Origin of the sequence: Rhizobium sp. AG855, from assembly GCF_003610655.1 — a bacterium.
GTDB lineage: Bacteria > Pseudomonadota > Alphaproteobacteria > Rhizobiales > Rhizobiaceae > Allorhizobium > Allorhizobium wuzhouense.
This window is the reverse complement of record NZ_RAQG01000004.1, coordinates 1-14,071: the sequence shown is the minus strand read 5'-3', so window position 1 is coordinate 14,071 and position 14,071 is coordinate 1. Positions and strand designations below refer to the sequence as shown.

General features: G+C 61.3%; 11 protein-coding genes. 5 read left to right on the top strand and 6 right to left on the bottom strand.

Going from position 1 to position 14,071, the window contains the following annotated elements; all coding sequences use genetic code 11:
- The first annotated feature begins 126 nt into the window (after positions 1-126).
- The 4 genes from DFO46_RS16940 to DFO46_RS16925 all read left to right on the top strand — a co-directional run bounded on the left by DFO46_RS16940 (position 127) and on the right by DFO46_RS16925 (position 6,870).
- The gene (locus DFO46_RS16940) at positions 127-1,056 is read left to right on the top strand and encodes a DUF1402 family protein (protein ID WP_245422652.1); all 930 of its coding nucleotides are present in this window, start codon (positions 127-129) and stop codon (positions 1,054-1,056) included.
- A gap of 35 nt (positions 1,057-1,091) precedes the next feature.
- Positions 1,092-2,495 carry a cytochrome P450 gene (locus DFO46_RS16935; RefSeq protein WP_120278301.1) on the top strand — a complete coding sequence of 468 codons (1,404 nt, stop codon included), beginning with the start codon at positions 1,092-1,094 and terminating at the stop codon, positions 2,493-2,495.
- 98 nt (positions 2,496-2,593) lie between these two features.
- Positions 2,594-4,597, top strand: coding sequence for a hydantoinase/oxoprolinase family protein (locus DFO46_RS16930; protein ID WP_120278300.1), 2,004 nt, complete (start codon positions 2,594-2,596; stop codon positions 4,595-4,597).
- Positions 4,598-4,701: 104 nt separating this feature from the next.
- On the top strand, positions 4,702-6,870 hold the full coding sequence (locus DFO46_RS16925) for a malate synthase G (protein WP_183041946.1): 2,169 nt from the start codon (positions 4,702-4,704) through the stop codon (positions 6,868-6,870).
- Between the two features lie 79 nt (positions 6,871-6,949).
- Here the strand turns inward: DFO46_RS16925 and DFO46_RS16920 are convergent, their stop codons facing one another.
- Positions 6,950-7,615 (bottom strand): L,D-transpeptidase, encoded by a 666-nt coding sequence (locus DFO46_RS16920; protein WP_110791428.1) that lies wholly within the window; start codon positions 7,613-7,615, stop codon positions 6,950-6,952.
- Between the two features lie 175 nt (positions 7,616-7,790).
- On the opposite strand from DFO46_RS16920, the gene DFO46_RS16915 reads away from it, so the two are divergent.
- Entirely contained in the window at positions 7,791-8,270 is a 480-nt protein-coding gene (locus DFO46_RS16915; RefSeq protein WP_110791429.1) for an MmcB family DNA repair protein, read from the top strand.
- A gap of 6 nt (positions 8,271-8,276) precedes the next feature.
- Here the strand turns inward: DFO46_RS16915 and DFO46_RS16910 are convergent, their stop codons facing one another.
- From DFO46_RS16910 to DFO46_RS24050, 5 genes are all read right to left on the bottom strand, one after another.
- The gene (locus DFO46_RS16910; protein WP_110791430.1) at positions 8,277-8,864 is read right to left on the bottom strand and encodes an ActR/PrrA/RegA family redox response regulator transcription factor; all 588 of its coding nucleotides are present in this window, start codon (positions 8,862-8,864) and stop codon (positions 8,277-8,279) included.
- A gap of 81 nt (positions 8,865-8,945) precedes the next feature.
- Positions 8,946-10,247, bottom strand: coding sequence for an ActS/PrrB/RegB family redox-sensitive histidine kinase (locus DFO46_RS16905; protein WP_110791431.1), 1,302 nt, complete (start codon positions 10,245-10,247; stop codon positions 8,946-8,948).
- A gap of 26 nt (positions 10,248-10,273) precedes the next feature.
- Positions 10,274-12,745 carry an ATP-dependent helicase HrpB gene (gene hrpB / locus DFO46_RS16900; RefSeq protein WP_120278298.1) on the bottom strand — a complete coding sequence of 824 codons (2,472 nt, stop codon included), beginning with the start codon at positions 12,743-12,745 and terminating at the stop codon, positions 10,274-10,276.
- Positions 12,742-13,698 carry an ornithine cyclodeaminase family protein gene (locus DFO46_RS16895; RefSeq protein ID WP_120278297.1) on the bottom strand — a complete coding sequence of 319 codons (957 nt, stop codon included), beginning with the start codon at positions 13,696-13,698 and terminating at the stop codon, positions 12,742-12,744. The genes hrpB and DFO46_RS16895 overlap by 4 nt, the downstream gene beginning before the upstream one ends.
- 181 nt (positions 13,699-13,879) lie before the next feature.
- On the bottom strand, positions 13,880-14,071 hold a 192-nt coding region (locus tag DFO46_RS24050; protein ID WP_210210641.1), incomplete at its 5' end, for a hypothetical protein.

The following is a 14,071-nucleotide window of genomic DNA, read 5'->3' as shown; positions in this document are numbered from 1 at the left end:
GGCCCAGGTCGACAATGCAGTCGACACTTATGTAAGGACTGACGCTGTCGGACGGGCGAATCCGCCTATGTCGGCTCAAGGACAGGCGTCCAGGGACAGCGCATCGTGCTAGGCATCACCAGGATCATCATTCTTGCCCTCACTCTATTGGGTGCGGGTTCCACGGTTTCGCTTGCTGCCGACAAGGTGCCGCCCGGCAACCGGAATGTCGAGCAGCCTCCTATACCCGGCGCTTCAGTCCGCCGCACCAAGGCCGGCAAGACCAGTTTCGACCTGAAATATGAAAAGGTGCGTGATCTTCTGCGCACGGATTCTGCCCTGATGGGCAAGATCAAGAAGACGGCTGCCGCCTATGGCATCGCGCCGATTCACATGATCGGCGCCATCGTTGGAGAGCACACCTACAACGTCGACGCCTATGACAGCCTGCAAAGCTATTATGTGAAGGCTGCATCCTATGCCGGCAACAGCTTTCGCTTTGCATATAAGGACGAAGGCATCGCGACCTTTGTAAAGCGACCTGAATTTGCCGAATGTGACCAGTTCACCGACTCCTACCGTCTGTGGACCTGCCGAGAAGATGTCTGGCAGGACCGCTTTCGCGGGAAGTCGGTGGGCGGCACCTCCTTCCCAAACAATCGCTTCAGCGCTGTTTTCTTCCAGCCTTTCTACGCCGGCCAGACGTTTGGCCTTGGGCAGATCAACCCTCTGACGGCCCTGATGTTGTCCGACCTCGTGCACGAGAAGTCCGGCTATCCGAAGCTGGACGAAACGGATGCCGCTGGCGTTTACAAGGCCATCATGGATCCGGACATTTCGCTGGCCTACATGGCAGCAGTGATCCGCAAGTCCATCGACGACTACAAGTCGATCGCCAATGTCGATATCTCCAGCAATCCCGGTGTGACCGCAACACTCTTCAACATCGGCGGTTCGCAGCAGCGGGCAAGGGCGCTCGCCGCACGCAAGGCGGGCGGTGCGGCCAATTGGCCGGAAGAGAACTATTATGGATGGCTCATCAATGATCGACTGGACGAGCTGGAGGGCCTGCTCTAACTCCTGAAGGGGCCTGACGCCCTAAGGAGCGAGACATGGATGGTATTCCCAAGAGGGCAGGCTTCGAGCCACCGGCACCGGTTCCGCGCACCGTGACGCCCAGCCGACTGGAAATCATCCGTACTGTCTTGAAAAACCCGCTCGAACTCTGGGGGCTTCCGTCCTACACATGGCCGTGGATTGTCACTCGTTTCTTCGGCCAGACCACCATCATCGCCAATGACCCCGGACTGATCCGCCATGTGCTCGTCGACAATGCGGCGAACTACGAAATGTCGGAGATCCGACAGCTCGTGCTCAGGCCCATTCTGCGCGATGGCCTGCTGACGGCGGAAGGTCCCGTCTGGAAACGCTCCCGCAAAGCCATGGCGCCCGTCTTCACCCCGCGCCATGCGCGCGGTTTCGCTCGCCAGATGCGAGAGCAAAGCGAACTCTTTCTTGATCGTTACAGGTCCAACGGGGATGGCGTGGTTCGCGATATCGCCGTCGACATGACGGAACTCACCTATGCGATCCTCTCCGAAACCCTGTTCTCCGGCGGCATCGTTTCCGAGAAGGGTGATTTTGCCAAGGATGTCGACGATCTCCTGCATAGCATGGGACGTATCGATCCTTTCGATCTGCTGAGAGCGCCCAAATGGATTCCGCGCCTGACACGCCTTCGCGGCCTTGGTGTTTTGCGCAAGTTCCGCGACCTCGTTCGCCGCACGATGGATCAGCGCCGGACGATGATCCAGACGGATCGGGAAAAGGCACCGGACGACTTCCTCACGCTTCTGCTCGAACTGGAAGGTCCTGACGGGCTGACCCCGGAAGAGATTGAAGACAACATCCTGACTTTCATCGGGGCAGGTCACGAGACCACGGCGCGGGCACTTGCGTGGACGCTTTATTGTGTCGCGCATAGCCCCGATGTTCGGGATGCCATGGAGCAAGAGATCGATACGGTGATTGCGTCTGGCGCAGATCCGGTGGAGTGGCTCGACCAGATGCCAAATGTGCGGGCCTCTTTTGAGGAAGCGATGCGGCTCTATCCGCCGGCGCCTTCAATCAACCGAGATGCGATCGCCGATGATCGTTATACGGCGCCCAATGGTGAGGTGGTGGAGATCGCCAAGGGCACGACCGTACTCGTCATGCCCTGGACGCTCCATCGCCACGAACTCTATTGGGACCGGCCGCGGATCTTCGATCCTTCCCGTTTTCTGCCCGGCGAGCGGGAGAAGATCGGCCGTTTCCAGTATCTGCCCTTCGGGGCAGGTCCGCGGGTCTGCATCGGCGCGACCTTTGCCCTGCAGGAAGCGGTGATTGCGCTTGCCGTTCTGATGCAGAAGTACCGGTTCGAAACGACGCCACAGACGAAACCCTGGCCTGTACAGAAGCTCACAACCCAGCCCGCCGGCGGGCTACCCATGCGGATCACCCCGCGCAAGCCGTAATGCGGCGTCATCCTGCCGCTCCTTCGCTGGAAATCGGGCCGAGGGCTGTGCCATAAGGGACGTGGCGCCAAACCGGCGGGCATTAAGGGGAAGACTGCGTGACATCCGATTACATGCTGGGCATTGATACCGGCGGCACCTACACGGACGCCGTGATCTACAGCGAGACGCATGGGATTATCGCGAAGGCGAAGTCGCTCACCACCCGCCACGACCTGTCGATCGGCATTTCCGGCGCGCTCGAAAGCGTGCTGTCCGAATCGGCGATCGATCCCTCGGTGATCGGCCTCGTCTCGCTGTCAACGACGCTCGCGACCAATGCGCTTGTAGAAGGGCAGGGCGGTCGCGCCGGCCTGATCATGATCGGTTTCGGCCCCGAAGACCTGAAGCGTGACGGCCTGGCCGACGCACTTGGCAATGATCCCGTCCTTTTCATCGCTGGCGGGCACGATGTCCACGGTAACGAAACGCCTTTTGATTCGGCGGCGCTGGAAGCCGCACTGCCGGAGCTTTCGGCCAATGTCTCATCCTTCGCGATCGCTGGCTATTTCGCCGTCCGCAATCCAGCACATGAGCAACGGGCGCGTGACATCATTCGCCGGCATTCGGGCCTGCCCGTCACTTGCAGCCACGAGCTTTCCTCAAAGCTTGGCGGGCCGCGACGGGCGCTGACCACGCTTCTGAACGCCCGACTGGTCGCGATGATCGACCGCCTGATCGGCTCGGCGGAACGCTATCTTCTGGAGCGCGGCATTCATGCGCCGCTGATGGTCGTTCGGGGTGATGGCGCGCTGATCTCGGCCGCCGAAGCCCGGTTGCGGCCAATCGAAACCATTCTCTCCGGGCCGGCCGCGAGCCTCGTCGGCGCACGACATTTGACCGGTCTCGACGATGCCGTCGTCTCTGACATCGGCGGTACCACGACGGATGTCGCGGTTATGGAAGCGGGATTGCCCCGCCTGGATCAGGACGGAGCCGTGGTTGGTGGCTACCGGACCATGGTGGAAGCCGTGGCCATGCGCACCTTCGGCCTTGGTGGCGATTCGGAAGTCCGCTTCGACGATCGCGGCCTCGCCGCCAAAATCGAACTCGGCCCGCGCCGTCTCGTGCCCTTGAGCCTTGCTGCAGCTCTTTATGGAACCGCCATCACCGATGCCCTTGAGCGGCAGCTGCGCGCGCCGCATCTCGGACGGCACGACGGGCGTTTCGCGGTTCGGACTGGTGTGCCTGATCACCTTGCAGCCGGTTTGCAGCCGCAGGAGGCGGCCCTTTTCGAGAAAATCGGTTCGGTGCCGTTGCCGCTCGACCAACTGATCAGCTTCACTCAGCAGAAGGCAACCCTCGACCGTCTTGTCGCCCGCGGCCTTGTCCATATCTGCGGACTTACGCCGTCCGATGCCATGCATGTGCTCGGCAGGCAGGGGCAATGGGATCGCAACGCAGCGGAATTAGGCATGATGCTGGCGACCCGCCAGAAGGATGGCTCCGGTCAGCCGATTGCGTCGGCGCCGGATATCCTTGCCAGGCTCATCGTCGACCGCCTCACACGCCAGTCGGCGGAAGTCATTCTGTCTGCGGTCCTTGCAGAGGATGGACTGGCCGATATCGATCCCGCGCGGTCAGTGTTGATCGACCGCGCGTTGAAGCGCGAAGCGGGGATAGCGCGCTTCAACCTGACGCTCGATCGTCCGCTCATCGGCCTCGGCGCATCGGCCGGCGTCTACTACCCAGCCATTGCCGAAATGCTGACCTCTGACTTCGCGGTCCCCGATGATGCTGATGTAGCCAACGCCGTGGGTGCCGTGGTCGGCCAGGTCCGTAGCAGTGTCGAAATAACGGTAAGTTCGCCGGAAGAGGGCCTCTTCATCATCACGGGTGGAGGCGACAGTGAGCGGGTAACCGATGAGGACGCAGCGCTAGAAAAGGCCCGTGAGCGGGCGAGCCAACTGGCCCGGGCAAGAGCCGAGGCGAGCGGGGCAGGCGATGTCCTCTTGATCCTCAAGGAGCAACTCGATGCGCCAGAGATCGAGGGGCGACGTAAGCTTGTCGAAGCGCGCATTACGGCCACAGCCACCGGACGCCCAAGAAACGCTCGAAGCTAGCTTTCGATTTTGGAAACAATATTTCGTATTTGTAACGGATTGACTGAAAATGCGTTTCAGCGATGCTGCGATGCGACAACGATATCAGTGCGAGGAGTGACGTCATGACATCAATTGAAACCCACGGTCTTTCGATCGACAAGCGTCTCTACGATTTCATCGTCAACCAGGCGATCCCGGGAACGGAGGTCGAAGCCGAAGCATTCCTCGCCGGCTTCTCGAAGATCGTGAATGATCTGGCCCCGAAGAACCGTGCTTTGCTCGCGAGGCGCGATGCCCTGCAGGCCGATATCGACTCATGGTACCGCAAGAACGGCGCTCCCTCGGATCTAGCAGCCTATGAAGGCTTCCTGCGTGACATCGGCTACCTCCTGCCCGAAGGCCCCGACTTCAAGATCGAGACGGCCAATGTCGACCCGGAGATCTCGACGATTGCCGGCCCGCAGCTCGTCGTCCCCGTGATGAATGCCCGCTATGCGCTGAATGCTGCCAATGCCCGCTGGGGCTCGCTCTACGATGCGCTCTATGGGACGGATGTGATTTCCGAGGCTGATGGTGCGGAAAAGGGCAAGGGCTACAATCCCGTTCGCGGCGCCAAGGTCATCGCTTGGGCAAAGTCCTTCCTCGACAAGAGTTTGCCGCTGGCCGGCGGCCAGTGGGCCGATGCCACAGGCTTCGAATTCGAGAACGGTGCGCTCTTTGTCGATACTGCCGCCGGCCGTACCGGCCTTGCCAATCCTGCCCAGTATGTCGGCTTCAAGCGCGAAAACGATCAGGCCTACCGCCTCTATTTCCGCACGAACGGTTTGCATACCCTGGTCTTCATCGATCCAGACAGCCTGATCGGTAAGGATGACCCTGCCAGCATCGCTGATGTCGGCCTCGAATCGGCGCTCACCACCATCATGGACTGCGAGGATTCCGTGGCCGCCGTCGATGCGGAAGACAAGGTGACCGTCTATTCAAACTGGCTCGGTCTGATGAAGGGTGACCTGACCGAGGAAGTCTCGAAGGGCGGCAAGACCTTCACGCGCGCGTTGAGCGATGACGTCACCTTGACGGGCACAGATGGCAAGGCCGTCACCTTGCCCGGCCGTTCCCTGATGCTGGTGCGCAATGTCGGTCACCTCATGACAAATCCGGCGATCATCGACCGCCACGGCAAAGAAGTGCCGGAAGGCATCATGGATGCGGCGATCACCGCTCTCATCGCGCTGCACGATATCGGCACGAACGGCCGCCGCAAGAACTCCCGCGCCGGCTCCATGTATGTCGTGAAGCCCAAGATGCATGGCCCGGAAGAGGTGGCCTTCGCCTGCGAGATCTTCTCGGCGGTAGAAGAACTGGTCGGCATGGCACCCAACACCATCAAGATGGGCATCATGGACGAGGAGCGCCGCACCACGGTCAACCTCAAGGAATGCATCCGTGCTGCCCGGGAGCGCGTCGTCTTCATCAATACCGGTTTCCTCGATCGCACCGGTGACGAGATCCATACCTCGATGGAAGCCGGGCCGATGATCCGCAAGGGCGACATGAAGCAGGCGGCCTGGATATCGGCCTATGAGAACTGGAACGTCGACATCGGTCTGGAATGCGGCCTCTCCGGCCACGCCCAGATCGGCAAGGGCATGTGGGCCATGCCGGACCTAATGGCGGCCATGCTCGAGCAGAAGATCGCGCATCCGAAGGCAGGCGCCAACACCGCCTGGGTTCCGTCTCCGACGGCCGCGACCCTGCACGCCACGCACTACCACAGCGTCAACGTCGCGGAGGTACAGAAGGTCCTGAAGTCCCGTCCGCGCGCCAAGCTCGCCGACATCCTCTCCGTGCCGGTCGCAACCCGGCCGAACTGGACCCCGGAAGAGATCCAGCGCGAACTCGACAACAACGCGCAAGGGATTCTCGGCTATGTCGTGCGCTGGATCGACCAGGGTGTTGGCTGCTCCAAGGTTCCGGACATCAACAATATCGGCCTGATGGAAGATAGGGCGACCCTGCGCATTTCGGCCCAGCATATGGCCAACTGGCTGCACCATGGTGTCATCACGAAGGATCAGGTTGAGGAAACGATGAAGCGCATGGCGGTTGTCGTGGATCGGCAAAACGAAAGTGATGCGGCCCACCGTCCGATGGCCGCAGATTACGATGGCTCCATCGCATTCCAGGCCGCCCTGGAACTCGTGTTGAAGGGCAGGGAGCAGCCGAACGGCTATACCGAGCCGGTTCTGCACCGTCGCCGTCTTGAACTGAAGGCCCAGGCGTCGGCCTAATTCGGACTTGAGATGACACAGCAAAAAGGCCACCGGATCGATCCGATGGCCTTTGAATTTTGCGTCCGTGATGGTCGTCTTACTGCTGGACGATGACCTTGGCGCTGCGGCCGGGCTTGACGCGGTTGTAGAGGTCGATGACGTCCTGGTTCATCAAGCGAATGCAGCCGGACGATGCAGCCGTACCGATCGATGCCCATTCCGGCGTCCCGTGCAGACGGAAGAGCGTGTCCTGACCCTTGTCGTTGAAGAGATACATGGCGCGGGCACCGAGCGGATTCTTCAGGCCGGGATCCATGCCCTTTTCGACATAGCGTGCGATCTCGGGCTTGCGCTCGGCCATTTCCTTCGGCGGATGCCAGGTCGGCCATTCCTGCTTCCATGCGATATAGGCTTCACCTTCCCAGGCAAAACCCTGCTTGCCAACGCCGATGCCGTAGCGAACGGCCTGGCCGCGCGGCAGGACATAATACAGGAAGCGTTCGCGGGTGTTCACGACGATCGTGCCGGGCTTCTCGCTCGTCTTGTAATCGACGATCTGCCGGTGGAATTTCTTGTCGACCTTCTGGATCGGGATCGCCGGCAGGGCGAAGCCTGCATCGGTCACATTCCCATACGCGTCACTGAAAATCTGGACCTTGGTGGTTTCGGCAACCTTGTCGGTCTCGCCGGATGTCGTCGTGCAGCTCGCGAGGCCGACGGTTGCCAGAAGGCCGATCGCGATCGAAAGTGTGCGGAAGCGCATGGGGGGCTCATCAATGTTGGCTGGAAGATGGTGTCGTGACCATCTGTGATTATGGTTTATTTTGGATTAATGTCGCCCATGCAAGGGCCACGTATCCGTCGAATGTCTTCGGCGGTGCAAAATGACGCGTCATTGTTTTTTTGCAACATGAAGCCCGGCCCCGCAGGACCTATTCATGACTTTACTTTCTGTTTCCACTAACAATCCGTTAATTGATGGCCGTCAGTCCGATCGCGCCATGATGGTGCGCCGCGGCGTGCAGGTGCTGTTGGCGAATTTGCGATTCGCGATGCTGCCCGAATTGACCTTGTCGAATGGCCGCCGTGCAGACCTTATCGCTCTGTCTGAAAAGGGCGAGATCTGGATCATCGAGATCAAATCCTCGATCGAGGACTTTAAGGTCGACAGAAAATGGCCCGACTATCGGCACTACTGTGACCGTCTTTTCTTCGCCACGCATCCCGGAGTTCCTTTGGAAATTTTCCCGGAGGATTGCGGGCTTCTTCTCTCGGATGGCTATGCCGGTCACATGCATCGGGAAGCACCCGAGCACCGGCTTGCCCCAGCAACCCGGAAGGCCGTTACCCTGGAGTTCTCGAGAACGGCAGCCCAGCGGCTGATGCTTGCCGAATGGGCTGCCCGCACACCGCTTTAACAGGGTCTATTTCGGCGCCCGTTTTGCGAGGATCCGCTGCAGTGTCCGACGATGCATGTTGAGCCGCCGTGCGGTTTCAGACACATTGCGCTCGCAGCTTTCGTAGACGCGCTGGATATGCTCCCAGCGCACCCTGTCCGCCGACATGGGATTTTCCGGGATTTCGGCCTTCTCACCCGGCCGCTGTGTCAGTGCCAGGAAGATATCATCCGCGTCGGCCGGCTTTGCCAGATAATCGAGCGCGCCGAGTTTGACCGCGGTAACCGCAGTTGCGATGTTTCCATATCCGGTCAGTACAATGATGCGGGTGTCGGAGCGACGCTCCCGGATCGCTTCGATGACGTCAAGCCCCGTGCCGTCACCGAGCCTGAGGTCGACGACCGCATAACTCGGCGGCGCTTCCTTGGCCTTGGCAATGCCTTCGGCAACCGACCCGGCGAGATCGACTGTAAAGCCGCGGCTCTCCATGGCACGCGCCAGACGACGCAGGAACGGAGCATCGTCATCGACGATCAGCAGCGTCGGGTCTGGGCCCAGATCATGGACCTCGTTCTGCGAAGTCGCCTTCGCGTTGGTGGATGCGGCATCAGTCATGTTCGACAACCTTGAGACTGTGATTGGCCTCTGCTCGCGATGTTATGGCGAGGAAAGCCGAGGGGGTAAAGTCATATGCGTTCATAAGGGCGTGTCCGCCTCCATGAACTCGCGAGGCCATTGCACGACGACCCTGGCCCCGGATCCCGACGTTTCGCCATTCTGGAACTGCAGGCTTGCGCCGGAGCGTTCCAGCAGGGTCTTGGCGATGAACAGACCGAGCCCCAGCCCTCCGGCCCTGGAGTCGCTCTGCCTGCTGGTAACATAGGGCTCGCCGATCCGTTGCAACACCCCCGGCGAAAAACCGTTGCCATCATCCTCAATGGCCACGGTAACCTGGGTGGGCGAATGATCGACGGTAACGGTGACCTTCGAACGCGCATAGTCGACCGCATTTTCGAGAAGATTACCAAGGCCGTAGAGAATCGCCGGATTGCGGGTCCCCACCGGTTCGCCGGCGCGGCTTGCCAATTCGATCAAATCGACCTTGATGCCGAATTCGCGATGCGGGGCGATAACCTCTTCTATAAGGGACGAAAGCGGCATCTCGCGCATATGCGCCTCGCCCTCGGATGCCAGCGTTGTCAGGCGCCTCAGAATGTCACGGCATCGTTCGCTCTGGCTGCGCAAGAGTTGTACGTCCTCGCGGTAGCGTTCGTCTTCCCCCAGTTCCCGCTCCATTTCTTTTGCGACCACGCTGATCGTCGCAAGCGGCGTACCCAGCTCATGCGCGGCTGCGGCTGCCAGGCCGTCGAGCTGGTGAAGATGCTTCTCGCGCTGCAAGATCAGCTCTGTTGCGGTCAGCGCATCGGCAAGAAGCGTTGCCTCCTGCGAAACCCGGTACGCATAGAAGGCCGCGAAGGCCATCATCGAGACGATCGAACTCCACATCCCGAGTTGCAGCAGCGGATGAACCTCCGGCGTCCGGCCTTCGAACCAGGGCAGGGGAAAGGGGGTGAAGGCGAGAAGCGTGATGAAGGCAAGTGCGGTAACGAAGAGCGCTATGGAATGCCGGTTGGGCTGCGAGGCGAATGAGATGATGACGGGGATGCAGATCAGCGGTGCAAAGGGATTGCTGAGCCCGCCTGTAATGAACAGCAGCGCGCCCATCTGGAAAAGGTCGAGCGACAGAACGGCAAAGGCAGCGGCTGGTTCAAGACGGTAGGTTGCGGGGAAGGCGACGGAAAGCAGGGAGTTGGCCGCGGCAAGTGCCGCGACCAATCCCAGGCAGGTCATCAGGGGCATCGAGAAATCGAACCAGTAGGCGACAAGAACGACCGTCAGCAACTGTCCCGCAACAGCAACCCAACGCAGTCTGACCAGGGTCTCCAGTCGCAGCCGCCGGCTGGAAGGACCGAATTTGGTCGCAAGGTCCATGTTCATTCGCAGATGCCTCTCTCTGTCACGGCTCAGGTGCCGCGTGGCTTGGCGCGGGTGGTTGGCTCGGCCGATGCCGGATCGTCCGGCCAGGGGTGTTTGGGATAGCGGCCGCGCATGTCCGCCCGCACATCGCGCCACGAGCCTGCCCAGAACCCGGGCAAGTCCCGTGTCGTCTGAATGGGTCGATGAGCCGGCGACGTCAACTCCAGGAGCAGTGGCAATTTGCCGCCGCCGATTGCCGGATGGCTCCGCAAGCCGAAGAGTTCCTGCACGCGGATCTGCAACACAGGCTCTGCTCCGTCGTAGCGGATGGGATGTGCTTGCCCCGTCGGTGCCGTAAAATGGGTCGGCGCCTGGCGCTCAAGCTCCCGCTGCAGTCCATGCGGCACCAGGGCCATCAGCCCGTCATGCAGGCTATTGGCCGAGATCTCCTGAAGCCCCGCCACACCGCTCTGGAAAGGAATGAACCAGTCTTCCAGCCGCGCAAGCAGACCTTCGTCACTCGTGTCGGGCCAGGGGGGGCCGTGTAGTCGATAAAGAAACCCCAGCCTTTGGCGCAATTGCTCGCCAGCCTTCGAAAACGGGAGAGCCGATAGCCCGAGAGACCGGAGGCCATCTGAAAGCGCACGCGCCGCAGCCTCACCCTTGGGTTTGGGCAAGGGGATCTCGTCGAGGACGATGGCACCGATCCGCGTCACACGCCGAGCCCGTACCTGGCGGCTCGCCATGTCGAATCCGCTCTCGTCTTGCGTCTGGATTGCGCCCGGCAGGCTTTCTTCAATCTGGGAACGGTCGATCTCGGCGGCCGCCAGGATCCTGGCCTGGGCGGCCTTGCCGGTCAGGTCGGCGATAACAAGCATGTCGGCCCCGGCCAGCCGCTCCGTCTCCGGCAGTTCCGCCCCGCGCCCGTTCGCCATGACAAAGCGTCCGCGCCCGCCGCGGCGTTTGGCGATCCGATCCGGAAAGGCATGCAGAAGAAGTGTCCCGGCCGTTTCAGGGCTTGCCTCAGCAGCCTGTGACCCCCTCGACAATCCGGCGACCAGCCGCGACGCGAGCATGCGCGCATTTTTCGCCCATTCTCCGCCCTCGCGACGAAACTGCCGCAGCCGCTCGTCGAGATCGACATTGCTGCCACCCAGTCCTTGCTCCGTCAGCAGAACGGCAAGCTCCGCCGCCGGTTTTGCCGCCCCGGTCGCGGCTGCCGCCAGCACCATCGCGGCAAGCCGGGCCGGCAGGCCAAAATCCCGCATCTGCCGACCCCGCGCCGTCAACTGCAGCGACCTGTCGAGCGCCCCGAGTTGAATCAGCAACTGCCGCGCCTCGTTAAGGGCAGCGGCAGGTGGCTGGTCGAGCAGGGCAAGCTGCGTCGGATCGCTGACGCCCCAATGGGCCATGTCGAGGGCAAGCCCGGACAGATCCGTCGCGAGAATTTCCGGCGGTGTGAAGCCTGGCAGCGCCGCCGTCTGCCCGGAATGCCAGAGCCGGATCGCGATGCCCGGCTCGGTTCTCCCGGCGCGCCCGGCTCTTTGGTCGGCCGACGCACGCGAGACCCGCACCGTCTCCAGCCGGGTAATACCGGTGGAGGCCTCATGCACTGGAAGGCGTTGCAACCCGCTGTCGACCACCACGCGCACGCCGTCGATGGTGATCGATGTTTCCGCAATCGAGGTCGACAAAACGACCTTGCGTTTCCCCTCGGGCGCCGGGCGAATGGCGGCATCCTGCTCCGTCTGGCTCAGATTGCCATAAAGAGGTGTAACCATCACATCGGACGCCACGCGGCCTTCCAGCCGTTCTGCGACACGGCGGATCTCCGCCTGACCGGGGAGGAAGGCGAGGATGGACCCGGCTTCGGTCGCAAGCGCAGACAGGATGACGGAAGTCACGGCGTCCTCGATCCGCTCGTCGCCGGACCGATCGCGATAACGGATCTCCACCGGAAAGCTGCGTCCCTCGCTGATCACCGCTTGCATCTGGCCCAGCAGGCTCGTCACCCGCTCCACATCCAGCGTCGCCGACATCACGACGATCTTCAGATCCGGACGCAGCGCCGATTGCGCATCGAGCGCCAGCGCAAGACCGAAATCGGCGTCGAGCGAGCGCTCGTGGAACTCATCGAAGATTACGGCGCAGATGCCGGAGAGTTCGGGATCATCGAGGATCATCCGGACGAAGACACCTTCCGTCACCACTTCGATGCGGGTCTGCGCCGAAATCCGGTTGTCGAGCCGCATGCGATAGCCGACGGTCGCCCCGACGCTCTCACCGATGAGGTTCGCCATGCGGGCAGCAGCAGCCCGCGCCGCAAGCCGTCGTGGTTCGAGCAGAAGGATCCGCCCATCACCCCGCCAGGGCTGCTCCAGCAGATGAAGCGGCACAAGCGTTGTCTTGCCAGCGCCGGGCGGAGCCGAAAGCACGAGCCGGTTGTCGGTGGCGAGATGATCGCTGATCGCGGTCAGCCGTTCTGTGATCGGCAGAGTGGGTAGATGATGTCGCGTCATGCCGTGCTTGGACCGCCCGATACGGTTTCATAGGCAAGGATCGCACCGGCGAGATCTTCGAGCGCTGCCCCCACCGATTTGAACAGCGTGATCTCCGCATCGGACTGCCGATCTGGCAAGGCTCCTGTTACGAGCTCGGTGAGTTCCGCCTTGATATCGTCACGCGTGATCAGCCCCGCTTCCAGGGGCTGCAAAAGGTCGCCGGCCTCGGCAAAGGCGCCGTCGCGCGTGTCGACAAAGAGCGTGGCTCGCAGCACGGCCTCGTCATCGCTTTCGCGCATATCCTTCTTGAAGGCGCCCACAAGATCCAGATGGGCGCCGGGTTTCAGCCACCCACCCCGAATGAGCGGCGAATGGGACAGGGTTGCACAAGAGATGATGTCGGCAGAGCGCGCAGCGGCTTCAAGATCACCGACAGCCTCGACGGAGTATCCAAGCGCAATGGCTTCATCCGCCACCGCTTGGGCCTTGGTGATGTCACGGCCCCAGACCAGCACCTTTGTAAGAGGCCGCACCTGACTATGGGCCTCGATCAGATTGAGCGACAGTCGGCCCGTCCCGACGACCAACAGTGTCGAGGCATCGGCCCGCGCCAGATAGCGTGCAGCAAGGGCAGACGTTGCGGCCGTGCGCCGTGCAGTGAGCTCGCCCCCATCGATGACGGCGAGCAGTTCTCCTGTCTTGCCCGAGGAGAGCAGATAGCTGCCATGAATGGCAGGCAGGCTGCGCATATGATTGTCCGGAAAAACCGAGACCAGTTTGACACCTATATACGCACCTGGCTGCCAGGCCGGCATGATGAGCAGCGTCGCGGGGCTCTCGCCAGGAACGTCTACAGTATGATGGTGCCGAACCGGCATGACGCAGGAACCGGCGAACATCTGGCCAATCGCATTAATGAGGGCAGGAAAGGCGAGAGCCTGGGCAGTGGCAGCTTGATCGAGAATGCGCATGATAAGGGAACCTCCAAACGGAAGCCGACACTAGCAAGCTGCAAGGGCCTTGCAAACGCTGGCTCGCCCATGCTGCCAGGAGGCATCGGGAAAGGGCCAAAACCAGCCGATTTGCGCCTGTGGATCAACTCGCGCCAAAAATTCCTTTCAATTTCAGTCGCTTGTTTGTTTTTCTCATTTTTTATGAAATCGAGTGTTGACGTGTTGGGAGGTGGAATCTATACATCCGCTCACTGACGAGGGCGGCGGCGCTGCTAGCGACGAAGTCCTTCGTTCTTGAGAAAACCTCTTTAAAAATTGGCTGCGATGCTGATTGGTTGCCGGGTTCAGGCTTGGCGGGATGGTTTTTTGACGGGGTTTGTATCTCGTCTGT

What these genes read in the sequence shown, in the direction of transcription:
- DFO46_RS16925 (WP_183041946.1), top strand. Translation starts at nt 4,702, where the DNA reads ATGACATCAATTGAAACCCACGGTCTTTCGATCGACAAGCGTCTCTAC.
- DFO46_RS16910 (WP_110791430.1), bottom strand. Translation starts at nt 8,864, where the DNA reads ATGACTGATGCCGCATCCACCAACGCGAAGGCGACTTCGCAGAACGAG.
- DFO46_RS16895 (WP_120278297.1), bottom strand. Translation starts at nt 13,698, where the DNA reads ATGCGCATTCTCGATCAAGCTGCCACTGCCCAGGCTCTCGCCTTTCCT.
- DFO46_RS16920 (WP_110791428.1), bottom strand. Translation starts at nt 7,615, where the DNA reads ATGCGCTTCCGCACACTTTCGATCGCGATCGGCCTTCTGGCAACCGTC.
- hrpB (WP_120278298.1), bottom strand. Translation starts at nt 12,745, where the DNA reads ATGACGCGACATCATCTACCCACTCTGCCGATCACAGAACGGCTGACC.
- DFO46_RS16935 (WP_120278301.1), top strand. Translation starts at nt 1,092, where the DNA reads ATGGATGGTATTCCCAAGAGGGCAGGCTTCGAGCCACCGGCACCGGTT.
- DFO46_RS16905 (WP_110791431.1), bottom strand. Translation starts at nt 10,247, where the DNA reads ATGAACATGGACCTTGCGACCAAATTCGGTCCTTCCAGCCGGCGGCTG.
- DFO46_RS16915 (WP_110791429.1), top strand. Translation starts at nt 7,791, where the DNA reads ATGACTTTACTTTCTGTTTCCACTAACAATCCGTTAATTGATGGCCGT.